The sequence below is a fragment of the Amantichitinum ursilacus genome (assembly GCF_001294205.1).
Classification (GTDB): Bacteria; Pseudomonadota; Gammaproteobacteria; order Burkholderiales; family Chitinibacteraceae; genus Amantichitinum; species Amantichitinum ursilacus.
The window spans coordinates 458,299-482,306 of record NZ_LAQT01000002.1 but is presented as its reverse complement, the minus strand read 5'-3'; the positions used below and the strand labels follow the sequence as shown (position 1 = coordinate 482,306).

The following is a 24,008-nucleotide window of genomic DNA, read 5'->3' as shown; positions in this document are numbered from 1 at the left end:
TTTACAGATCGTAATGAATAACGCTGCGGATGCTTTTGCCTTCATGCATCAAATCAAAAGCCTTGTTGATGTCCTGCAGGCCCATGGTGTGCGTAATAAAGGTATCCAGTTCGAATTCGCCTTTCATATAGCGATCAACATAGCCTGGCAATTCGCTGCGGCCACGAACCCCGCCAAAGGCGCTGCCCTTCCATACGCGACCCGTCACCAACTGGAATGGCCGCGTGCTGATTTCTTCGCCCGCGCCAGCCACGCCGATAATGATCGATTCGCCCCAGCCTTTGTGGCAGCACTCCAGCGCCGAACGCATCACTTTGGTATTGCCGATACATTCAAACGAATAATCCACCCCGCCATCGGTCAATTCGACAATCACTTCCTGGATCGGCTTGTCGTAGTCGGCCGGATTAATACATTCAGTCGCGCCCAGTTGTTTGGCAATTTCAAATTTGGACGGATTGATATCCACGCCAATAATGCGCTCCGCCCCGGCCATCACCGCGCCAATAATCGCGGACAAGCCAATGCCGCCCAGACCAAAAATAGCCACGGTGCTGCCCGGTGTCACCTTGGCAGTATTCATGACCGCGCCCATGCCGGTGGTGACGCCGCACCCCAGCAGACACACTTTTTCCAGCGGCGCGGCTTTGTTGATTTTGGCCACCGCAATTTCGGGCAGAACGGTGTATTCGCTAAATGTCGATGTACCCATGTAATGGAAGATCGGCTTGCCATCCAGCGAAAAGCGCGAGGTGCCATCGGGCATCAGGCCTTTGCCCTGGGTGCTGCGGATGGCCTGGCACAGATTGGTTTTGCCCGAGCGGCAGAATTTGCACTGACCGCATTCCGGCGTGTACAGCGGAATGACATGGTCGCCCACCGCCACCGAGGTCACGCCCGCGCCGACTTCCATCACGATGCCGCCGCCTTCATGGCCCAGGATGGCCGGAAAGATACCTTCCGGGTCCGCACCCGACAGCGTATAGGCGTCGGTGTGACAAACGCCGGTGGCGACGATGCGCACCAGCACTTCACCCGCTTTGGGCGGCGCGACGTCGACTTCGACGATATCGAGCGGTTGACGGGCGGCCCAGGCAACAGCGGCACGGGATTTAATCATGGGACAACTCCTGGCAGTGGCGCGTGGCGCGCCTTGGTAAGACGGGTGAATGCTGGAATGAGATTATATTAGCCGTTCGGCGTTCATGCCGATGACATCGCGGATTCTGATCATCCGGTTAGCGTGGCCACGCAGCGTCACGCGCGCGCGTTATTTATCGAAACGTGGGCGTTCGGAAAAAGCCGCCTCGGCCAGATCAATCTCGCGGATCAATTTAGCCAGCGCTTCATCGTTGATTTCATCGGCCTTATGCAGGCGATACGCTTCGTCACGTTCGGCTCGCATCGCCACGCCACGCAGATTGCGCATCAAGCGTTCTTCGCGCACCACGTGCTCGCGTTGCTCAGCTTCGGTTTCCAGCACGGCCACACGGCGACGGTAGATTTCCATCAGCTGCGCTGTCAGCGTGGTAATGCTGGCCGCGTCGGCTTCGCTCATATCCACGCTCAGCGCATCGCGTTCGCGCTCCAGCGCGCTGATGGCGGCATGCGCAATCAATGAACGCGCGCGGTTCTCTTCGCGATGATGGCGGGTGTCGGTGGGCGGCGCGATATTGCGCAACAGTAGCGGCAAGCCGATCGCGCCCAGTAATAACGACAGCAGAATGATGGACGCGGCGATAAAAACCACCAGATCGCGCGCGGGAAACGGTGCGCCGCCTGGCAGGGTGAGCGGCAACGCCAGCACACCGGCCAGCGTAACCGCGCCGCGCACGCCGCCCAGGGTCATCAAACTTAGCGTGCGCCAGCCTGCCTTGACATGCAGCATGCCTTGCTTGCGCATGGCGGCCCGCGCGGTATAACGCAGCGCCCACACCCAGACAAAGCGCAACACATGCAGCGCCAGCATCACCGCCGCCACATAGCCCACCAGTTGCCACGCGGCGGTGGCGCTGTCGTGATGCGCTTCCACCAGCGCGCTGCCGATGATGTGTGGCAGTTGCAGACCCAACAAGATAAATACCAGACCGTTGAAAACGAACTCGATCATGGCCCACGTGCTATTGGCTTGCAGCCGCGTGGCCAGGCTGGTGCTTTTGAACAGATCGGACGCATTCACCGCCATGCCCGCCGCTACCGCCGACAAAATGCCGGACACGCCCAGTCGCTCCGCCACCAGGTAGGCCGCAAACGGCAACAACAGCATCAACACCACTTGCGGACCGGGTTCATCGCCGCTAAACGACACCAGCAGATTGCGGCCCCACGCAAACGCCACGCCCAGCAACGCGCCGCACGCCAGTCCGCCCAGCGCGATCAGCACAAAGCTGGCCGAGGCATTCAGTAATGAAAACGTGCCGGTCATTGCCGCCACCACGGCAAATTTAAGCGCCACCAGGCCCGAGGCGTCGTTCATCAAGGCCTCGCCTTCCAGAATCTGTAGCAGCGTATCGGGGATGCGGCCCTTGCCGACGATGCCACCCAGCGCCACCGCGTCCGTCGGTGACAACACCGCCGCCAGCGCAAACGCCACCGGCAGCGGAATCGCGGGAATGAGCCAGTGCACAAAATAGCCAACCCCGGCCACGGTAAAGAACACCAGCCCCAAGGCCAGCGCCAGGATCGGGCGTTTGTTTTGCACAAACTCGCGCCGCGGTGTGCGTGCGCCATCCAGAAACAGCAGCGGCGGAATAAACAGCAGCAAAAACAGTTCGGGGTCAAAGGTGACGTGCAGATCAAGCACCGGCCAGGCCAGCGCCGCGCCTAGCGCGATCTGCAGCAGCGGCAACGGCACCGCAAACGGCAGCCACTTGCGCGCCACCCCGGAGAACGCCACTGCCAGTAACAAAACCAGCACCGTAAACAGAATTTCCATTGCCAAGCCCAGTATTTGTGCGGCGCAAGCACGTAAGCGCCACGGATGAATGGCACCGTGCCATGCCTTGGCACATTGCACAACTTGCAAGCAACCGACAGCAAACTGCATTAGCACTTACTTATTAAATGTAAGAACTGGCACTACACTTACTGTCAGATGCCGACGAACGGTCGGTTTTGACCCTTAAACAGGGCTTAAAACCGTTTGCTTACAAAGTCTTTCATGTTTACTATCAGTCCGTCGTCAGCAGGCGGCTTTCATAAAACCAACATATCAGTCTGTCACAAGGAGTTTTCACAATGCGTTCTATCAAATTTCTGGCTGTTGCCGCAGCCTCCGCTTTCGTAGCCCTGTCCGCTCAAGCTGCTAACTATGATCTGGGTACGCTCGGTGATTCCGATGCGTCCTTCAAACAAGTTAGCGTGACCGGCGCGTTCGACGACATCCTGAACTTCAGCCTGTCGGAAACCCTGAGCGATGTTGGCTCCTCGGCCAGCTCCACCAACCTGAAGGCCAAGGTCGGCTTCAGCTACAACATCGTTGACGCTACCGTTAGCCTGTTCAAGGCTGGCAGCACCACCGCCATCGGTTCTTACTCCTTCGACGGCACCACCGGCGACAACACCAACTGGTTCAACGGCCTGGCTGCTGGCGACTACTTCTACGAAGTGACCGGCACTGCAACTGGCAAGAGCGGTGGCCTGTACACCCTGACCACCAACGCTTTCGCTTCCAACGTTACCGCTCCGGTACCGGAACCCGAAACCTACGCCCTGATGGGTCTGGGCCTGGTTGCTCTGGTTGCTGCTCGCAAGAAAAAGCGTGCTTGATTAGCCGCTGGCAAGTTGTAAATACAAAACCCGACCTCGGCCGGGTTTTTTCATTTCTATATATATAAGTCGCCGCACACCGGTGGTCGCGACCCGCCTCGCTGCGGATCGCGACATCCAGCCACTTATTTTGTCAGCGCATCCAGTTCGTCCATCACTTTGTTCATGCGCGCGATGATGGCCTGGTACGGCGCGGGGCTGGCCATATCCAGACCGGCGCGTTTGACGATCTGATACGGATCATCCGAACCGCCCGCCTTCAGCATATTGAAATACTGATCGCGCAGTTTGGTGTCGCCCTTCTCGATGCCTTCGGCAAAATAAGCCGCCGCACTGATCGAAGTGGCGTACTGATACACGTAGTAATCGGTATAGAAGTGCGGGATGTATTCCCACTCCGCGCCATACAGATCATCAATATGCATCACGCCTTCGGCATCACCGTGATAACGCTTGAGCAAATCCAGGTAGATTTTGGTCAAGTCCGCACCGGTCAGCGACTGGTCTTTCTCGATCGCTTCGTGCGACTTGAGTTCAAACTCGGCAAACATGGCCTGGCGGAAGAACGTGCCACGCAGCAATTCCAGTTGCTGGCTAAGCGCATACACCTTCTCGGCCTTGGTTTTGGCGTGCGCCGCCACATAATCGGCCAACAGCATTTCGTTGGTGGTCGACGGAATCTCGGCGATAAAGATGGCGTAATCAGCGGTCTCGAACGGCTGCGCGCCATTGGCCAACACGGAATGCATGGCGTGGCCCCACTCATGCGCCACCGTGCTCACGCTTTCGTAATCACCGTTAAAGCTGGTCAGCACATACGGATGCACGTCATACGCCACGCCGCTCATATATGCGCCCGAACGCTTGCCCACTTGCGGCACTGCATGCATCCAGCTGCCGAGGAAATTCTTGCCCAGCGTATCCACATAATCCGGGCCCAGCGGCGCGACCGCTTTCAACGTTAGCTGTTCGGCTTCGGCCAGCGTGTAGGTTTTGGGCGGCGTGGCCAGCGGTACATAAATATCGGAATACTGCGACTGCTTCAGGCCCAGCAGGCCCGCGCGCAGCTTGAAGTAACGATGCAGCGTGGGCAGGCCCTTGTTGGTTTCGGCCACCAGCGTGCGATATACCGCCTCGGGTGTATTGCCTTTGGACAGGAACATATCGAGCGAATTATCAAACTTGCGGGCGCGCGCGTTAAACACGGTGCCACGCAGATGCGCGACATACACCGCGCCGATCGTGCGCTCGTACGCCTTGTAGACCGGCCAGAACGCCTTGAACACTTGCGCACGCACTTGTGGATCGCGGTCGGCGCGCAGATGCACATAGGTTTCCTGATCCAGCGTGTACTTCTTGCCGCGCACGGTAATTTGCGGCCACGGCAGATCAGCGTTGGTCAGCAGACTGTAAATGGCTTGCGGCTGGTCCAGCGGGTCAGCGGCGGCGGCCAGCAGGGTTTCCTGCTCGGGCTTCAGCGTGTGCTCGGCCAGGCGCAGCATGGTTTCGAGTTGATAGCGGAATTTGCCCAGCGCCGGTTCCGCGGCCAGATAGCCTTCCACCTTGTCTTTGCCCATGGCCGAAATCTCGGCGGGGACAAACGCGGTGGCTTGTTCAAACTGGTTGCCGGCCGAATCGCTCAGTTGGCGGCGCGCCTGGTTGGCGTCGATCTTGGTGTTTTCATCGGCCTTCAGGCTGGCATAGGTATCCAGCCGGTACAGCGCGCGGCGCGCGTCCGAAATTGCCGTCATCGCCTTTAGCAGACTGGCCGGGCTGGTGCCCAGCGTGCCTTGCAGCGCGGACAGCTTGGGCAAATCGGCCAGCAAACTGGCGCGGGCGCTGTCCCACGCGGCATCGGACGGGTACAGCGGCGTCAGATCCCATACGGCGGGCGGGTTGGCGGGCGAGAACACGGTGGGAGCGGCGACCGGCGTGGCGGCTTGCGCGGCGGGCACGCTGGCAAAGGCAAGAGCAATGGCTACGGCAGAAGCTAAGGCAGTGCGTTTCATCGGGGCAGGACTCTCGGTAAGGGTCGCGGGGTGGTCAAAACGCGCGGTGCAGGGATATGACCCGCGCAGCTTGAAACCGGGGTCCGGGCATTCTGCCGCAGCTCGCTGCCATGACGAAAGCATCAGCGTGTAATTAACGCTTCATGTACGCGATTGGTGCGGCTGGCGTTGCGCCAGCGCCACGTTGCACCCCGCCAGGGCGCGATTTATCTGACGTTGCGATGAAGTGAAGCGCTTACACCACAATGCGTGTCTACCACCTGGGCGTTGTAATATGTTTGCGCTACATTGAATCCACTTCAACCACCGTGGAGAACTCCATGAAGTTGCAACTTAGCAAATGCGCCGAGATGGTTCGTGAACGTAATCAACGGGATGAGGACCGCGGCGTAGCGCTTGGATTGCAAGAAAAGCTCAAGCGCCAGGGATCGGCGCGGCGCGCGTTGCAAGAGCGGCGCGAAATGCTGGAAAGCATGGCTGAACACCGCGAAGAATATCTGATGTAAACCCCGAACAAACAACAACGCCGGCAATTGCCGGCGTTGTGCTTTGTATCGTTGCTACGGCGTGGCCGCGTGTCACGCGCCGGAGAAAGCGGCGCGGGCTGCGTTAGCGCACCCTGCAGCCGCCCTTCAAGCGTGGGCGCGACGGCGTTGCGGTTGACGCGCAATACGCGCCAACTGGGCCAGCGCGGTGTCCTGCGCGGCGCGAACAGCTTGATGCACGATGGTCATCGGCTCTGTGTTCACGCGTTGCCAGTCGGTCACCGGCACACGATGTTGGCCGTCAAAACGGACCAGTTGATACCAGCCATCAAGGCCAGCGCCCACGTCGACAGGGCGTACTTCGATATTGACGTCGTAATGCTTGAGATTTTCCATGGTTTACCCCTTCGGAATCGTTATTCCGTCAGGTAGCACAAGGCAAACCGGCAAGCGGCCGGAGCAGAGGGCAATGCCCGTCAGCGGGGGTACACGGAAAGAGTGAGAGATCAGACCGGGAACATCAGCAAACTTCATTGCCGCGCTACAGAGGGCGCTCCGTCGGAGGAGCGGCTCGCCATGCAGCTGCAGATCCAGCCGTTTGCCGGCATAAAGCCAGCTACGCTAACGGCGGAAGATTGCGCGGTCGGGAGTGCGTCAGGTGTGGTGTTTGAACTGAGCAGCCAGAAAAGGCTGGAGAGAAAACAACTTTGTGTACAACTGAGGAACTACATCGGTTTAAGCGCAATAAGGGTCGGATGATGCCCTGGCATACGCCAGCATGTCAACCCTGTTGCCGCATTTATTTTTAACGCTGTCAATGGCCGAAAATGGCAATCGCCTTTTCCGCCACCTCAGGCGTGGGAATCTCCAGCATCACGCCCGCTTTGGCGCGCGTTACCGCCACATACAGTTCGCGCCAGCGCGGCGCGGTGGGTTGTAGCAAATGCGCGCGCCACCCGGCCTGGCCGCACGGTAGCAACACTTGTTCGTACTCGTGGCCTTTGGCGTGCAGGACCGACGTCAACACCAGCGCGCCAGCGTGGCGTTGCTTCATAAAGCGCGTGATGCGCTCATCCCAATGTTCCAGCAATGCGGCGGGTTCGGTCTGGCCAAACCGCTCGGCGATCGCATCCAGCAGAAAGCCCGACTGCCGCCCCGCCGCCGGATGCTGCGCGCGCTGATGCAGCAGCGCATGCAACTGCAGATGCTTGATCGCCGCGCCCAACCAGTTGGGCCACGCTTGCGGTTGCAGCAATTCAGCCGGCAACACCTTGGCCAGCTCGGCCACGGCAAAGCCGAAGATCGCGCCATCGCCGGTCACCAACCGTTGCCCATCCACGCGCGCGCTATTTAAACCCAGGCCGTGGCGCAAGGTGTCGCGCAGGTCGGGGTCGAGATAAAGCGCGGGCACATCCAGCAGCAAATCAAACGCATACACATGGTTGACGTGAAACGCCGGCAAGCGTCCGAACAACTGGCCGTACAACAGCGCCAGTCCACGCAATAAACGGAATTCGTGACCATGAAAAACATACGGCACGCGCTCCACCGGCTTGAACGGCACGTTGGCATCCAGCAAGCGCAGCTGCAGCGCCATGCAATCGGCGGCAGTGGGCAGGATGGCGCAATGGGTGTCCAGCGGCACGCCCTGGGCGCGGCAATCGCCCAGCCACGCGATCAGATCAGAGGTATTGCGCGTTTGCGCCTGTTGCGTGCGTGCGCCGCTGGTGACCGCTGCACCCGGCTGCAACTGCTGCACAATGCGCCCGGCAATACGCGCAATGCGATGGCCGTAACGCCAGGAGCGTGTCAGCGTCAGCACTTCCAGCCCCGGCAAGGCGCTGGCGGCCTCAAACGCGGAAAACGGCTTCAGACCGCGCCAGGCAAAGATGTCTTGATGCCGATCGCCAATCAATAACAAACGGCAGCCCGCGCCTGCCATTACGCGCAGCAAATCAAAATGCAACGCTTTGGTATCGTGGAATTCGTCCACCAGGATGGTGTGGATTTGCCGCGCCTTTAAATAGCGCACCAGCGCTTTCGGGTCGCCCGCCAGGTCGTACGCCGCGCCCTCCACGCCCACCAGGTGGTAGGCGGCTTTGCGTCGTTGTTCAAAGCGGGTGAATAAATCGTAGAACCACGGCGGCAGATCGAGGCTGGCCAGATAATCCTGGCGCTGCTCCAGATCGTCTTCATCCAGAAATTCTTCTTCGGCCTGCATGCTGGGATGGCGGAACACATTGGCCACCCGCACATTGGCAATCAGCTCCAGATGGCGGATCAGATCGTCTTCGCGCGCCGGGATATCGCCTTCCCACGGATCGTTGAGTTCATCCACCAGCTCGGCCAGCAGTTCCAGCATATGGCCGGTGCGATTGACCACGCCGCGGCGCACTTCTTCGGGCGTGAAATAACCATCGCTGGAGTAACTGACGCCCTGGTCGTGCCCGCACAGCACTTCATAGGCCAGCCGGTCGAAGGTGTAGACCGCATCGCGCGCCAGCGCCGCGTCGGGAAAATAACGTTCATGCACCTGGCGAAAGCGCAATTGCCCGGCGTTGGAGAACGTCAGCGCCAGCGTGCCCTGCCCGCCCAGCGCCGCGCGCGCATGCACAGCCACGGTGGTTTTGCCGGTGCCCGCGCCCGCTTCCACCAGCCAGTGCGCGGCGTAGCTTTGCCGTTTGATCACGGCGGCCACAATGGCGGATTGTTCGGGCGAGAGGGACGGCAGATCAGACATGGGGGCGGGGTTCTGGCAACGGCGGCGGAGCGCGTAGTGTAGTCGCCGCCGCCCGCCCAGTCACCCCGCGCCAGGCTTAGTTGGCGTTGCGCCGGATCGAACCGAGTGACAATTGCAGATCACACACCGAACGGCGGCAGGCAATAAAGCGGATATTGTTTTGCTGCGCCAGCTGCCGGTAGTTGCGCATCACGTTGTGGCCCATAAAGTCGGTAAACAGGATGATCAGATCCGCCCCGTGCACGCTCACGGGCTTGCGTTGGTGCGAGGCATCCCGGCCGCTTAAATGGCCGTTGATACGGATGCCCTGACTGGCGAGATAGTCAGGGATATTGCCAAGGCGATCAGCGCCGACGAGATAGGCCTTCATGCGTGCTCCATGCCGCAGTGGACGACAAGAAGCAGGCTAGCATTGCTTTTACATTCTATTTAAGAATATTAAATCGCCTTGATATTATTTATTAATATATAAATCTGGATAAACACAAGGAGCGCGTCGGGGGCAACGCGCTCCTTGTGACCCTGCTCGGCCGCCCGGCAAACCGGGCACGACCGTTACAGCGGCTGGATATCCAGCTTTTGCATCAGCGCGCGATCACGCGTTACATCCGGGTTGCCGGTGGTCAGCAATTTGTCGCCGTAGAAAATCGAATTGGCGCCTGCCATAAAACACAGCGCCTGCATGGCTTCAGGCATTTGCTGGCGACCGGCCGACAAGCGCACATAGCTCTTGGGCAGCGTAATGCGCGCCACGGCAATGCAACGCACAAACTCGGTCCAGTCCACCGGCTCGGTGCCGTGCAAGGGCGTGCCTTCCACTTGTACCAGGTTATTGATCGGCACGGATTCGGGTTGCGGCTCCAGATTGGCCAGTTGCGCCACCAGGCCTGCGCGTTCGGCACGCGTTTCACCCATACCGACAATGCCGCCCGCGCACACGTTGATGCCGGCCTGGCGCACTTTGCCCAGCGTATCCAGACGATCGCTGTATTCGCGCGTTGAGACGATATCGCCGTATTTTTCCGGTGCGGTATCCAGATTGTGGTTGTAGTAATCCAGACCGCTATCACGCAGTTGCTCGGCCTGGCCGGGCTTGAGCATGCCCAGCGTGGCGCAGGTTTCCAGGCCCAGCGCTTTCACGCCCGCGATCATCTTCTTTACTTCGTCCAGATCCCGCTGCTTGGGGCCGCGCCATGCGGCGCCCATACAGAAGCGGCTGGCGCCGTTTTCGCGTGCGATGCGGGCCACGTCGATGACTTCGTCGGCGCTCATCAGTTTTTCGTTGTCCACGCCCGTGTGGTAGCGCGCGGCTTGCGGGCAGTAACCGCAGTCCTCGCTACAGCCGCCGGTTTTAACCGACAGCAGCGTCGAGAGCTGTACACGGTTGGCGTCAAAGTGTTCACGATGCACTTGCTGCGCGCGGAACAACAAATCGTTAAAGGGCAGATTGAACAGTGCCTCTACGGCCTCGACCGACCACAGGCCCGATTCGGGATGCGGGGTAGCGCGTTGGAATTCGATGGTTTGCGCAGCAGGATGATTCATCTTTTTATTTCCTGGGTAATGAACAACAGTCAGACCATTCTGGGTGAGCGCAAAAGCAATTGTCAAATTTCAAACGCGTGTTTTTGAACAAGTGGCGACAGATAAGCGCGCTGCGTCCGCCGGATCAATGTCTGCTATGTGGCGCCGCCTGCGCCGAGCGCATCTGCCCGCCCTGCCATGCCGAACTGCCCTGGCTGACGCAAGCGCTGTGTCCGCGCTGCGCCATGCCGCAAGCGCAAGGCCAGCGTTGCGATGATTGCAAAGCGCATCCGCCCGCCTTCGTCCACGTTGCCGCCGCCTTCAGCTATGGCGGCTGGATCAGCGCGTTGGTGCTGGCTGCCAAAAATGGCCGCTGGAGCGTGTGTGTCGCGCTGGCGCATTGCGCGGTGCCACGGCTACGCCTTGAAGCGCGACCGGCGTGCCTGGTGCCGATTCCGCTCCATGCGGCGCGTTTGCGCGAACGCGGCTACAACCAGAGCGCCGAGATTGCGCGCGTGTGGGGCCAGGCGCTGGCCGTGCCGGTGCGCGCGGAACTGTTGCAACGCGCGCGCGATACGCCACATCAAACCGGCGCGCGGCGGCAAACCCGACGTCGCAATCTGCGCCAGGCGTTTCGCGCCCATGGCGATGTGGCAGGTCTGCATATAGTGCTGGTGGATGATGTGATGACCACGGGCAGCACGCTGCACGCAGCCGCGCGCTGCTTGCGTCAGGCCGGAGCGGCGCGTGTCGACGCGTGGGTCTTGGCGCGCACCTTGTAATACCGGATTGCGCGCATAAAAAAGGCGACCTCGCGGTCGCCTTTTTGCCTGCTCCATCCTGCTGCTTTTTATTTGGGAATAACGGCCATCACCTGGCTGGCGGCCAGACCGGCCCAGATCTTGTGTGCTGCATTGGTCGGGTGCAGACCATCAGCAAACAGATAAGTGCTGTCTGCATTGGCAGCAACCAGCGTGGCGGAAGAGCACGGCAAGGCGCTCAGGCTACCGTTCAGCGTGCTGTTACACGCTGGCGTGGTGACGTTGCTCAGGCCAAACGAAGCGGGCGCAGCCACCACATTGGTCAGCATCGCCGACACATCAAATACTTGCACGTTCAGGTTGTTGGACTTGATCGCAGCAGCCACGGCATTGTTGTAGTTGCTGGTCAGTTGCGCGGCCAGACCATTGCCTTGCGCGCCCACTGCCGCCACCGAGAACGCCGGGGTCAGCGCCAGGTTAGGCACGTTGGCGTAGACGATATTGGTGGCGCCCAACGCTTGCAGACGGCCCAGTTGAGTAACCATGCCGGTAACGGCCGCGCCGACCACCGCAGTGGCGTTGGCCGCCTGGGTCGGATCTGCCGCGACTTTTTGTGCAAAGTTGATCAGATCGTTAGCGCCGCCATCAATCAGGACCAGTTGGTGGCTGTTAAACGCGGTATGCGTGGTCAGGTATTCATCAATCTGCGCCTTGACCGACAGCGCGGTGGCCAGCTGCACGGTGGTGCCGGCGGGCAAGCCCAGCGCCGAACCATCCACCTTGCCGCCGTTAACGGCTTCGGTTTGTACCGTGGCGCCGCCCTGGGCATAGCTGGTGCCGCCCAGTTTAACGATGCGACCCTGACCCGCCACGCCAACCACGCCCCAATCCACGCGTTCGTACGGTTGCAGGAAGAAGCCATATTGCAGCGCCAGGTACGACGCCCAGGTGGTGCCCGGCTTGGTCGTAAACGGCAAACCCGCGTAATTGTCGTTGGTCTTGTCCGTATCCAGCAGCGTGGGGTTATACGTGCCGATATCGCTCAGGCTGTCGCCAAACGAAACCACTTCCTGGATATTTGCAGTGGACGTCACAGGCGTCGCGACGCCCGCATTGCCGCTGCCATCGTCGCCGCCACAAGCTGCCAGCAACAGGGCCGAAACTACAGCGCTGAGCGTGCCGATACCGTTGATGCGCATATGCCTCTCCTGATTTCAGATTCGTGTTCTGTTTGTGGTGTTGCCAGATGCGTCATTGCGCACCGCAGAGTTGTACCGTTTTTGTAATCACCCGTAGCGCACTACGCAATGCAGCGTAATCAGCACGTACCGGGTGCAACAATAAGCAGTTTCACCAACCGCGCCGTTTCAGGCTGCAAGCCGCGCTGGGGCTGGCTTTGTTGCAGACGATCGGCGCTGTGGCTAGCCGGTAATCTACTTTAATTTGCGATATCTGGTCACGCTAAAACGAATGTTTGTTTCTCTAACTACACACTCTGTGTCGACGCGTAGCGGCATTTACCACGGCAATGTATCGAAATTGATGTTGTAGCTGGCGTCCAGCGTGCTCTCGTAAGCGCCAAAGCGCGTGATCAGCGACCATTTGCGCGAGAGTCGCAAGGTCAGTTTGATGGCGTCTTCCAGCCCATCCAGGCTCTTCTCGAACGCAATCGACACCTTGTCGGTCAGCCGCTTGCCCACCGACACCACCTGCGACGTAGTGCCGTCGGCGTGCTTGTCGGTGCTGACGCCAATTTCATCGATGCCGATTTCGCCCAGCACTTGCTGGCCGATGCCATCGCCGCCGCCATTGCCCGCCAGCAAGCCGTTGATGGCTTGCACCATCACTGCGGCATCGCCTTTATCCATCGAATCGGTGCCGTGCCCAAACAACAACCACGACAACTTTTCGTTATCCGATAACGCCGTCTCGGAATACAGGCTGACGCGCGGCGCGTTGGCGGTGCCTTTGACGGCCACGCCGACTTCCACGCTACCGCCGCGGCGCATGGCCAGGATATCGAGGCCCGGATTATCCAGCGGACCGGCAAAGCTGAGAATGCCGCGCTCAATGGTCAGATTCTGGCCATAGGCCGCGTACTTGCCGCTTTCCACGCTCACCGTGCCGTGGCCCGACAGCGACTGGTTGGGACTGGCGCGCAAACGCAATGCGCCGATCAATTTGGCGTCGATGCCGTAACCCTTGAAGGTAAAGTCATCGCCCAGGTCGACATCAAACTGCAGCGCAGTCAGCGCCACATTCGACTTGGTTTCTTTTTGCGCGCCGGCAATCACCACATCGTCCGACAGATGCGGCTCGCCGCTGGCCTGGTAGCGCACCATGCCGTGGTCGGCGCGCATATTGCCCTTGATCGAGATGCCGTCTTTGTCATAGCCGAGTAGACCCTTGCCCGACACGATCATCTGCATATCCGGCTTGTTGATCAGCGTCAGTTTGTCGGCCACCACGTTGGCCTTGGCGTTGGGGCCTTCCTTGCCGATATCGAGCGTGCCATCGGCCATCAGCGTGCCGTTGCCACCGTGGAACAGAAACTGTTTAAGCGTGACGCGGTTGTCCTGCATCACCATCTGCAACGCGCCATCGGTCAAGGCCAAACCGCTCGCGCTGTCGCGGATCGCCAACTTGTTGCCGTTGATGGCGCCGCTGACCACGGGCCGGTCCAGCGTGCCGGTGCGATGCACGTCAAACGCCAGATTGCCCGCTAGTTGCAGCGTGTTGCTGATCAGCGGAGCGATCTTGTCCAGCTTCTCCACATTGCCCGCAGCGTTGACCACCAGCGGCGCGCTGGGCGAAATGGCTTTGTCGCGCCAGTCGATCTGCGTATTGCCGTCGATTTTGACGGTACCAAAACGGTCGCTGACGATCTGCCCATTCAGCGCCACGCGCGATTGCTGCGCCTGGGCATGCAACGCCAACGCCGTCAGATAGAACGGTTGCGGCGTGCCACCCACCAGCTTCAGATCACCGCTATCGCGCTGTACATCCAGCGTGCCATCCAGCGTATCACTGCCGTGCAATTGCCAGCGGCCGCTGAGGATCATGTCGCTGCTGATGGTTTTGATGCCCGCCAGCGCCAGGTATTCCGCCACCGGCACCTGGCTGATTTCGCCTGCGGTATCCAGCTGCGCGCCCGTCATTTTCAGCCGCGCGATATGGATCAGCCCTGCACCCACGGCAATACGCGTATCGCCCAGGCCCACCACATCCGCGCCAGCGGTCAGATTGGTGGGGGCCAGCAATTTGATATTGAGCAGACTCTGCGCTTGCAGCTCTTCCACCCGCCCGCTCCAGCGCCATTGCTCATCCAGCCCACCGGCCGCGGCCAGGCTGGCATTCAGCGGTTGCGCCTGATATTGGCCATTCATCTGCAAGGCCAGCTTGTGCGCGCCGCGCGTGCCTTGCAGATTGAAATGCAGCGCCTTGATATTGGCGTTAAAGCCTTGCGCATCGGCCAGTTGGATATCGGCATGGATCGGACTGTTGAGGTCGGGGAACAAACGCGCATCGACCTTGGCGCTGGCCACCTGCACGCCATACGGTGTACGCAGATTGTGGGCTTGCAGCTGGCCCTGGATTTCCGGGCGTTTAAAGCCGCCTTGCAGGGCCACATCGCCCATCACTTCGCCAGCAAACCCCGCGCCGATATCGGCAAGACGGTTGGCCGCGATATGCAATTGCAGCCGGTCGGCCGCCTTGCCCAGCGCGCCCTTGGCATCGACACGGTTGGCACCCAGCTGCAGCCACAAACCCGGCGTAACCAGACGCGTAGCATCCAGCTGCGCCACGCCCTGCCCGGCCAGGCTCTGGCCGTTAAAGCTGCTTTGCGCCAGCGTGTATTGCAGCTTGCCTTGCCAGTGCGGCTGCAATGCGCCTTCCGCGGTGAAATCACCGCTGATATTGCCGACCGGCGTGCTGACATATTCAGCCGGATTAAAGTTGCCCAGCTTGCCCTTGGCCTTGAAATCCTGCTTGCCGTCCAGCGCAAATTCGCCGGTCAGCGCCACGGTGGCGCGGCCGCGCTGCACGTTCAATTTGCGAATGGCCAGACGGCGTTCGGTCTCGGGTCGGATCCAACCCAGATCGGCTTCGGCATTGGTTTTGTAGCGTTGGTCGCTCAGCCTGGCCAGCACATCGGGCGCTTTGTAAGGGCCCTTCAGCGCGATATCGCCACTGAGTTTGGTAGGCGGCTGGTTTTTGATCAGCGCAGCCACGTTCAGGTCTTTCAGTTTGAATTTGGCATCCAGCCGGTCTTGCGCAAACTGGCCATCGCCGCTTAACACACCGCCGCCCAGCAACAGCGCCTGCAAATTGGTCAAATCCAGCCGGTTATTCGACACCACAAAATGCGAGCTGATTTGCGTAACCGGCACTGCTTCCTGGTCCCACGTGGCGGCGGCGGCATTGCTGATCTGCACGTCGCCATCGGCATGGTCCTTGCCGCGCGGGGTGAGCGTGATATTGGCCGACAGCGACGCTTGCGGCAGCGTGGCCAGCAATTGCTGCGGGTTAACGCGCTCAGCACTGATGCGCGCTTGCTTCAGCATCGCGTAGCTGTATTCGGCGAACACGTCGGCACGCAAGGATGCACTGGCTTGCGCCACTTCGCTTTGCAGCCGCGCCTGCACATTCAGATCGCGCAGCGCGCCGTCCAGCTGCACGCCCGCCTGCATCGCCTTGCCATCCAGCACACCACGGAACTGCAATTGGCCCACGCTCTTGAACGGCGCATCGCCATCCAGTTGCAGATCGGCTTCAAAGCGACCACGTGGCGTCAGCAGTTGTTTGATCGTCAGTTTGTGAGTTTCGCCATCGCTCTGCAGCGACGCCTGCAGCGCGGTAAACACCAGCGGCGTGCCGACGATGTCCAGCCGCGCCAGTTGCAGATCATTGGCACGGATCGCAATCGGCAAACGCAATGACGTGGGTGGGGGCGAAGTCGGTTTGTTGGGCGGTTGCGGCTTGGTGGTGACGTGCACCGAGCCGACGTCGAGCGCATCAATGCCGATACGACGTTCCAGCAATTCCAGCGGCTTCCAGCGCAGACTGGCCTGGTCGATGGTGACATGCACTTCGGGCGTATCGACCACCACATCGGCCACGTTGAGCTGGCTATATAAAGAGCCCTCCAGCTTGCCGATGCTGACCACCTTGCTGGCTGCGGCTTGGCGTAGCAGCCACGCGTGGCCGGAGGCGGTATCTATCCACCATGCCCCGCCCACCAGCGCCAGCAACACCATAACGACCAACGCGCCGAGCACCACAAAGGTGTTGCGCAGCGGATGTCGCCGTTTGGGTACGGGTGCGGGTTCGGCGGGGATCAGGTCGTCGTCGAGCATCAGAACGCCATGCCCAAGGCAAAGTGAAAGCGGATTTTACGATCCTGCACGCCATAAGCCAGATCCGCGCCAATGGAACCCACCGGGCTGATCCAGCGTGCGCCCACGCCCACGCCGGTGCGGCCTTCCCAGCTCTGCCAGCTATCGGCGGCATCGCCATAATCGACAAACACCGCGCCGCGCCAGTCCTTGTACACGGGGTGTTGGTATTCCGCGCTGCTGGTGGCCAGCACGCGGCCCGGCACGATGGTGCCGTCATCGGCTTTCACGCCCAGAGCTTGATAGTCATAACCACGTACGCTGCCGCTGCCACCGGCCCGGAACAGCCAGTCCGTCGGCACCCCGTCCGGGTTACGTGCAAAGTTCTGCCCAAGCTCCAGCCGGCCCAGAAAAATGCCGGTCTCGCCCACCGGGTAATACACCGAGCCTTTGCCATACAAACGCACAAAGGTTTGCGTCGACAGCAACTGGCCCGACGCGCCGCCGCCTTCCAGCTGCAGCACGTTGCCGCGGTGCGGATCACGCTGGCTATCCAGATCGCGCCGCACCCATTTGTAATTGGCTGTCAGCGCATGCGGCGTATCAATCTGGCCATCGCCCACGTCCCGGCGTTCGGCCTGGTATTCGATGGTGATGGTGCGATCAATATCGCGATCAGTGCGCGATTTGCTAAAGCCACCTTTGTAAGTGGTGGTCACCAGGCCCTGCACATCGCTGTGGTCGGCATTGACGTACAGCTTGTTGTTATAACCGTCTTCCTGTTTGGGAAAAGCCAGCTCGGTAATCAGCGACTGTTCCAGGCCTTCATAGGTGGCTTTGGTGGTCCAGACCCAGCCGCGGTTGGCCACATTGTTATAGCGATAATCAATCTGCCCGCGATAGCGCGTGTTGGTGCTGTAACCGGCCGCCAAACCGAGTTTTTGCAACGGTGCTTCCTGGATGGTGATATCAATCGGCGCGGTATACGGCGGCTCGGCGCTCAGTTGCGTATCGACGATGGCGGTGGCTACTTGCGGAATGTCTTGCAGATCGCTCTGCAATTGCAGCAACTGATAGCGGCGATATTCGTCACCGGGGTTCAGATGGATCTGGTCGCGCACGATCTGCTCGGGATACCGCTGCATGCCGCTGATGCTGGCTTCGCCATAGCGATAAAACGGTCCGCTATCCAGCACCATGGTCAGATCCACCGCATTGGCTTTAGGGTCGACCAAGGCCTGGCTTTCGCTGATAAAGGCGGCGGCATAACGGCGGTTTTGCAAGGCGGTCAGCGCGCGGCGTTTATAGGCATCCCATTGCGACTGGGTAAACACGCTGCCTTCTTTTAATGCGGGATCGGTTTTAAGCCGCTGCAACAGATTGTCGCGATACGGTACGTCATCGTTCACGGTGCCGGTCAGGCGGAAATCGACTTTGCGCACTGTGGTCACCGGGCCCGTCTCGACGTGCACATCCACGCTGTAACGATCACCCGCGTGGTTGAGCGTCGCTTTCACCAGTGGCGAAAAATAGCCTTCCGTATTCAGCAGATTGGTGGCGTCTTGCGGCGTGCGGTCCACGGCCGCCTGCAAGTCGTCGACGGCCAGGTCTTTTTGTTTGCGCCAGCGATAAACGTCCAGATACGACTCCAGCAAATCGCTGACATTTTTGGGCGCGTCGATCTTGACGTCGTAGCTATCCACACGCGCTACGTCGTCGGCCAGCGCCCATATCGGCGCGGACAAAGCAAGAACCAACAGGCAGCGGCAGAAGTACGCAGGCAAAGGCAATAATCCGGGACGGCATCAGTCAAGCCGCTACTGTACCGAAGTGCATGCGTGTGGTGAACAATGCTGACGGGATATTTGTGCAAGGCAGTGATGCGATGGTGTATTCAGCGTGGCGAAAGCGCGCTGCAGGCGGGCACGAAGGCGGCATTGCAACGAGCAAAAGCTTGCGGCAAAACCGGTGCAAAACGACAGGCAAAAAAATAGCCCGTTGGTCAGTCTCGCTTTCGCGTACTAGCCACGGGCATTAGAGGATGGAGGAGTCGATAAAGCTTACGGCTTGCGCCGTATTTCTAAGCCTAGGAGAGCTTAAAAAGAGGTTGCGCGCTCAGCGCTACCGGTGTTTTCCACTTGCGTTTCAAACGCCGATCCATGGGCTGTAATGTACGACAACTACAAAAATGGTGCAAGCACTTCTGTAGATAAACTACGTTATATTTTCATTGCTTGCCGTCATATAACTACAACAATGTACGGGCAAACCCTGATGTTCGTTACGTTTCTTCACGTAGCTCGCACTGCAACATACAAATCAGTAGGTGTAGCAATACTACCCCTGCTATCCCCGTGCGCCCCGCGACGGCGCACGCTTTGCGTCTACTTGCACCCGCCCGGTGCGCCACTTTTTTGGCAAAACTACAAGGATCATCGCGGATACACAGCTTTACGCAAATCCCGACCATCTGGCCAGATTGCCGCTGGTCGCCCACGCATAAAAACGGCCTGGAAAATGGCGATGTTGGTGCTGTAAAGCGAGGTTTTGCGGGAGAAAACAAGGACGGCGCAGAGAAGGCGCCCCAATGCAATAGGGTGGGTCAAGACCCACCACCCAAAGTGGCATACCCCAAGCGAAGGCGCTCGAATATGCATCCTGGAATGGTGGGTCTTGACCCACCCTATTCATCACGGTAGGCGTTGGCCGATTAGCGCAAGATCAAGAAGGCTTACTCAGCAGCGCCGCCTTCAAATCATTCTGCACCGGTTTCTGGCCCAGCCAGATCGACAGCATGGCCGAGGCAAAGTCGTCGCCCGGGATCACCGGATAGGCTTTGCCGCGCACGCTTACCTTGGTGCCGGTGCCGGGGATGAAATCCAGCGTGATCAGATCGCCCTTCTCCACCTTCTTCACGTCGGCAAAGATTTTTTCCAGTTGCGATACGCGCGGTTTGATCGCGGCCAGTTGCGCGTCAGTGGTGTTGGCTTCCAGACCTTCGACAAACGACTCGTGCATGGTGCTGGCGCCCACGCCGCGCAACATTTTCAGTTCCATGCGGCGCGGGCTGGTGGCGTTGATGACTGCAGCGCCATCGGCGGTTTTGGCGCTGGTGTACAGCGCGGCCACGTACACATCAAAAATCACTTTCTTGCGCAAGCCCGCGCCATCCAGCAGCAGGCTCTGGCCGCTGACTTCGGCGTGCTCCGGCACTTGTTGGCCTTCCACTTCAAGCGCATGCGCGGCGGTGGTCAGACTGAGGCCCAGCGCGGCAATGGCCAGCGATTGTTTGAGCAGAGTGCGTTTTTGCATGATGTATTCCTCAACAAAAAAAGCCCGCGGGGCAAGCCGCGGGCGCAAAGGCAGAGCTAGAAGAAAAAACCACGGCCACGGCGACAGCGTCGCGGCCACCGATTTTCCGATCCTTGGCGCGAATTGCAGACACAAGCCACCCGCACTGGCCGTAGCCAGCGCCCACAAGCGGCGGAGTCTGCAAACGCGGATCGGTCATCGGCACAGCCCATCGCCCAGGCCTGCGCGGCCCGGGCAACTGGCGATTACAGCGACTGGATGATCCCGGCGGCGCCCATACCGGTACCGATACACATGGTGATCATGCCGTACTTGCCCGCCATGCCTTCGCGGCGCATGCCGTGCACCAGCGTGGCGGCACGGATAGCGCCAGTGGCGCCCAGCGGGTGGCCCAAGGCAATGGCGCCACCTTGGGGGTTGATCTTGCTGGTATCCAGGTTCAGATCACGAATCACCGCCAGCGATTGCGCGGCAAAAGCTTCGTTCAGCTCGATCCAGGCCAGATCATCCTGATTAAGGCCAGCGACGCGCAATGCGGCCGGGATGGCTTCTTTCGGGCCGATGCCCATGATCGACGGCGGCACGCCTTTCACCGCAAAGCTCACAAACTTCGCCAGCGGGGTCAGGTTGTATTCCTTCAGAATCCGTTCGGACACCAGAATCACCGCGCCCGCGCCATCCGACATCTGCGAGCTGTTACCGGCGGTCACCGAGCCCTTGGCGGCGAATACGGTCTTCAGCTTGGCCAGGCCTTCCATGCTGGTATCGCGACGCGGACCTTCATCGGTGGTCAGCGTTTTCTTGATGTATTCGACTTCGCCGGTGGCCAGGTTGGGCACGCGGTAAGTGGCTTCCAGCGGCGTGATTTCGTCGGCGAACTTGCCGCCTTCAATCGCAGCCAACGCGCGGCGATGCGATTCAACGGCAAAGGCATCCTGATCTTCGCGGCTGACCTTCCATTGCTCGGCGACTTTTTCGGCGGTCAAACCCATGCCGAAAGCAATGCCCAGGTTTTCGTCTTTGGCAAAGATTTCCGGGTTAAGGGCCACCTTGTTGCCCATCATCGGCACCATCGACATGCTCTCGGTGCCGGCGGCAATCATCACGTCGGCTTCGCCCACACGGATGCGGTCAGCGGCCATTGCGACCGCGTTAACGCCGGACGAGCAGAAACGGTTGATGGTGACACCACCCACGGTTTCGGGCAGGCCGGCCAGCAGCAGGCCGATGCGCGCCACGTTCATGCCTTGCTCGGCTTCGGGCATGGCGCAGCCCACGATCACGTCTTCAATACGCGCGGGGTCGAGGCCCGGCACTTGCGCCAGCGCGCCTTTCAGCACGTGCGCCAGCATGTCGTCCGGACGCACGTTCTTCATCATGCCGCGCGGGGCCTTGCCCACCGGCGTGCGCGTGGCGGCGACGATATAAGCTTCTTGAATCTGTTTGCTCATGGTGAGCTCCTGAATATTCATTCAAACAATCAGGCTGGCCGGGGTTTTGCTGCCACCGGCCAGCAACGGAAAAGTCATCTGCGCCAGGGCGACGATCAGTTCCGTAGCGGTTTGTTGTTTTCCAGCATGTACATGATGCGTTCCTGGGTTTTGCCCTTCTTCAGCAAGCCCATAAAGCGTTGGCGCTCCAGCGTGAGGATCCATTCCTCATTCACCAGGGTGCCCGCGTCCACATCACCGCCGCACACCACTTCGGCAATCTGCACGCCAATGTGGTAGTCGTATTTGCTGATAAAACCGCCTTCCAGCATGTTGATCAGTTGGCCACGGATGGTCGCCGCGCCGGTGCGGCCCGCCACCGGAAAGCCCTTGGGCTTGATCGGGGCCTTGTAGCCGGCATCCGCCAGCGCACGCACTTGCGATTGCGCCACGTGCAGGATTTCGTTGGCGTTAAACACCACGATGTCCGATTCACGCAGATAGCCGATCTCTTTGCCTTCTTCGGCCGAAGTGGCCACTTTGGCCATGGCCATCGCCATGTAGTAGTCCTTCAGCACGGCCAGGATGTCGCCACCCTTGGCTTCACGGGCGGCGCGCAGCGCAAATTCCTTGCAACCGCCCCCCGCAGGCAACAGGCCCACACCCACTTCCACCAGGCCGATATAGCTTTCCAGCGCAGCCACCACGCGGGCGGAATGCATCAGGAACTCGCAACCACCGCCAAAGGCATAACCTTGCGCCGCAGCCACCACCGGTACTTGCGCGTACTTGATGGTCATCGAGGTTTTCTGGAATTCGGCCACCATCTTTTCGATGGCGTCGAAATCACCGGTCATAAAGGCCGGGCCCATGCTGGCCAGATCGGCACCCACCGAAAACGGCGCTTCCGGATGCCAGATCACCAGGCCGGGGTAGCGCGCTTCGGCGATACGCACCGAAGCCTGCAAGCCTTCCAGCACCGGCGCGCCCACGCTGTGCGCTTTGCTCTTGAAGGTCACCACCGGCACATCGTCGCCCGCGCGCAACCACATGCGCACGCCGTCGTTTTCGTAGATGGTCTCGCCATATTGCGGTTCGGCTTCACCAAACACGGTCGGCGGGTAAATCTGGCGCTCGTACACCGGCAGCGTCGAACGTGCTTTGTAGCTGTTGTCGGCGGCGCTATAGCTGCCTTGCGGCGTATGCACGCCGTCCACGCTGTTGACCCAGGCGGGCAATGCGGCGCTCGACATGGTCTGGCCCGCGGCGATTTCACCCGAGATGGCTTCAGCGATGGCTTTCCAGCCCGCGGCTTGCCACATCTCGAACGGACCTTGCTTCCAGCCAAAGCCCCAGCGAATGGCAAAGTCCACATCGCGCGCATTGCCCGCGATATCGCCCAGCCAGTAGGCAATGTATTGCCACACATCGCGCATGCAGGCCCACAAGAACTGCGCTTGCGGATTTTGCGATTCGCGCAGCGCCTTGAACTTCTCGGCCGGGTTTTCAATTTTCAGGATGGCTTTGACTTCGTCATCGCCCTTCTGGCCCGATTGCACGTATTCGCCAGTCTTGGGGTCCAGCACGAAGATATCGCGGCCCTCTTTGCGATAAATGCCGCCCTTGGTCTTCTGGCCCAGCGCGCCCTTCTCGATCAGCGCCTGCATCCACGCCGGCACGGTGTAAAACGCGTGCCACGGATCATCGGGCAGATTGTCGGTCATGGTTTTGACGACATGCGCAAACGTGTCCAGACCCACCACATCGGCGGTGCGGAACGTGGCCGACTTGGGGCGACCCAGGCGCGGGCCAGTCAGATCATCCACCACATCAAAGCGGATACCGAGGCGTTCGGCATGGTGGATAGTGGCCAGCATGCTGAACACGCCAATGCGGTTGGCGATAAAGTTGGGCGTGTCTTTGGCGCGCACCACGCCTTTACCCAGACGCGTGGTCAAAAAGGTTTCCAGCGCATCCAGCTCAGCGCCTTCGGTGTACCGGGTCGGAATCAGTTCGACCAGGTACATGTAGCGCGGCGGATTAAAGAAGTGGATACCGCAAAAGCGGCCCCGCAGCGCTTCGGGCACGCCGTCGGCCAGCTTGCCGATCGACAGGCCGGAGGTATTGGTGGCCAGGATGGCGTGTTCGGCCACGTGCGGCGCAATCTTCGCGTACAGGTCCAGCTTCCAGTCCAGGCGTTCTGCGATGGCTTCGATGATCAAATCACAGTCGGCCAGTTTTTCCAGATCGCTGCCATAGTTGGCCATGGCGATATAGTCAGCGCGCGCGGCGCTGGAGAACGGAGCGGGTTTCATCTTCTTCAGGTTGTCGACGGCCTTCTTGACGATGCCGTTGGCGTCGCCTTCTTTGGCAGGCAGGTCGAACAGAACGGTGTCGATCCCGGCATTGACCAGGTGAGCGGCAATCTGCGCGCCCATCACCCCGGCGCCCAGCACGGCAACGCGACGTATGTTGGCTTTCTGGAACATTGGATATCCCCAGTGTTAAGGCTGTTGACGTTGGTTTCAGGACTGCGGCGGCATGCCTTGCGGACAGCAATCCGGAAACTCACTACAACGGCATCCAGGCCTGGTAGCCCGTGTTGTTATGGTTGAGAAGGTGCGCCCCCGTGGGAGCGCACCG

17 protein-coding genes are annotated in these 24,008 nt (G+C 60.0%); 4 read left to right on the top strand and 13 right to left on the bottom strand.

The genetic code is table 11. From position 1 onward, the window contains the following. Window position 1: 1 nt before the first annotated feature. Both WG78_RS04485 and WG78_RS04480 read right to left on the bottom strand, forming a co-directional pair. Window positions 2-1,120: an S-(hydroxymethyl)glutathione dehydrogenase/class III alcohol dehydrogenase gene (locus WG78_RS04485; RefSeq protein WP_053936573.1), complete on the bottom strand. Its 1,119-nt coding sequence runs from the start codon at window positions 1,118-1,120 to the stop codon at window positions 2-4. 150 nt (window positions 1,121-1,270) lie between these two features. Next, a complete protein-coding gene (locus WG78_RS04480) occupies window positions 1,271-2,935 on the bottom strand; it encodes a Na+/H+ antiporter (protein ID WP_053936659.1) in 1,665 nt (554 codons plus the stop codon). Window positions 2,936-3,237: 302 nt separating this feature from the next. Between WG78_RS04480 and WG78_RS04475 the strand changes: the two genes are divergently transcribed. Next, complete coding sequence (locus tag WG78_RS04475; protein WP_053936572.1) at window positions 3,238-3,768, top strand: FxDxF family PEP-CTERM protein; 531 nt, start codon at window positions 3,238-3,240, stop codon at window positions 3,766-3,768. A 125-nt stretch (window positions 3,769-3,893) separates the two neighbouring features. Here the strand turns inward: WG78_RS04475 and pepF are convergent, their stop codons facing one another. Then, window positions 3,894-5,777: an oligoendopeptidase F gene (pepF, locus tag WG78_RS04470; RefSeq protein WP_053936571.1), complete on the bottom strand. Its 1,884-nt coding sequence runs from the start codon at window positions 5,775-5,777 to the stop codon at window positions 3,894-3,896. A 320-nt stretch (window positions 5,778-6,097) separates the two neighbouring features. Here pepF and WG78_RS04465 point away from each other — a divergent pair, with 320 nt between their 5' ends. Further along, entirely contained in the window at window positions 6,098-6,283 is a 186-nt protein-coding gene (locus WG78_RS04465) for a hypothetical protein (protein ID WP_053936570.1), read from the top strand. Between the two features lie 126 nt (window positions 6,284-6,409). On the opposite strand, the gene WG78_RS04460 is transcribed toward WG78_RS04465, so the two are convergent. Continuing rightward, window positions 6,410-6,658: a hypothetical protein gene (locus tag WG78_RS04460; RefSeq protein ID WP_053936569.1), complete on the bottom strand. Its 249-nt coding sequence runs from the start codon at window positions 6,656-6,658 to the stop codon at window positions 6,410-6,412. 180 nt (window positions 6,659-6,838) lie between these two features. Between WG78_RS04460 and WG78_RS04455 the strand changes: the two genes are divergently transcribed. After that, the gene (locus WG78_RS04455; RefSeq protein WP_152969057.1) at window positions 6,839-7,021 is read left to right on the top strand and encodes a hypothetical protein; all 183 of its coding nucleotides are present in this window, start codon (window positions 6,839-6,841) and stop codon (window positions 7,019-7,021) included. A 55-nt stretch (window positions 7,022-7,076) separates the two neighbouring features. Here the strand turns inward: WG78_RS04455 and WG78_RS04450 are convergent, their stop codons facing one another. The 3 genes from WG78_RS04450 to bioB form a co-directional block, all read right to left on the bottom strand. After that, a complete protein-coding gene (locus WG78_RS04450; protein ID WP_053936567.1) occupies window positions 7,077-9,002 on the bottom strand; it encodes a UvrD-helicase domain-containing protein in 1,926 nt (641 codons plus the stop codon). A gap of 76 nt (window positions 9,003-9,078) precedes the next feature. Next, a complete protein-coding gene (locus WG78_RS04445; RefSeq protein ID WP_053936566.1) occupies window positions 9,079-9,372 on the bottom strand; it encodes a DUF2325 domain-containing protein in 294 nt (97 codons plus the stop codon). 185 nt (window positions 9,373-9,557) lie between these two features. Beyond that, window positions 9,558-10,547, bottom strand: coding sequence for a biotin synthase BioB (gene bioB, locus WG78_RS04440; RefSeq protein ID WP_053936565.1), 990 nt, complete (start codon window positions 10,545-10,547; stop codon window positions 9,558-9,560). An 83-nt stretch (window positions 10,548-10,630) separates the two neighbouring features. On the opposite strand from bioB, the gene WG78_RS04435 reads away from it, so the two are divergent. Beyond that, a complete protein-coding gene (locus tag WG78_RS04435) occupies window positions 10,631-11,308 on the top strand; it encodes a ComF family protein (protein ID WP_152969056.1) in 678 nt (225 codons plus the stop codon). Between the two features lie 68 nt (window positions 11,309-11,376). Here the strand turns inward: WG78_RS04435 and WG78_RS04430 are convergent, their stop codons facing one another. The 6 genes from WG78_RS04430 to WG78_RS04405 form a co-directional block, all read right to left on the bottom strand. Continuing rightward, window positions 11,377-12,486, bottom strand: coding sequence for an SGNH/GDSL hydrolase family protein (locus WG78_RS04430; RefSeq protein ID WP_053936564.1), 1,110 nt, complete (start codon window positions 12,484-12,486; stop codon window positions 11,377-11,379). 318 nt (window positions 12,487-12,804) lie between these two features. Then, window positions 12,805-16,644: a translocation/assembly module TamB domain-containing protein gene (locus WG78_RS04425; protein ID WP_053936563.1), complete on the bottom strand. Its 3,840-nt coding sequence runs from the start codon at window positions 16,642-16,644 to the stop codon at window positions 12,805-12,807. Beyond that, a complete protein-coding gene (locus WG78_RS04420; protein WP_053936562.1) occupies window positions 16,644-18,368 on the bottom strand; it encodes an autotransporter assembly complex protein TamA in 1,725 nt (574 codons plus the stop codon). Before WG78_RS04420 ends, WG78_RS04425 begins: the two co-directional genes overlap by 1 nt. A 976-nt stretch (window positions 18,369-19,344) precedes the next feature. Then, window positions 19,345-19,935, bottom strand: coding sequence for a chalcone isomerase family protein (locus tag WG78_RS04415; RefSeq protein ID WP_053936561.1), 591 nt, complete (start codon window positions 19,933-19,935; stop codon window positions 19,345-19,347). Window positions 19,936-20,180: 245 nt separating this feature from the next. Next, window positions 20,181-21,386: an acetyl-CoA C-acyltransferase gene (locus tag WG78_RS04410; protein ID WP_053936560.1), complete on the bottom strand. Its 1,206-nt coding sequence runs from the start codon at window positions 21,384-21,386 to the stop codon at window positions 20,181-20,183. A 95-nt stretch (window positions 21,387-21,481) separates the two neighbouring features. Next, window positions 21,482-23,854, bottom strand: a complete 2,373-nt coding sequence (locus WG78_RS04405) for a 3-hydroxyacyl-CoA dehydrogenase/enoyl-CoA hydratase family protein (RefSeq protein WP_053936559.1) — start codon at window positions 23,852-23,854, stop codon at window positions 21,482-21,484. Window positions 23,855-24,008 lie beyond the last annotated feature (154 nt).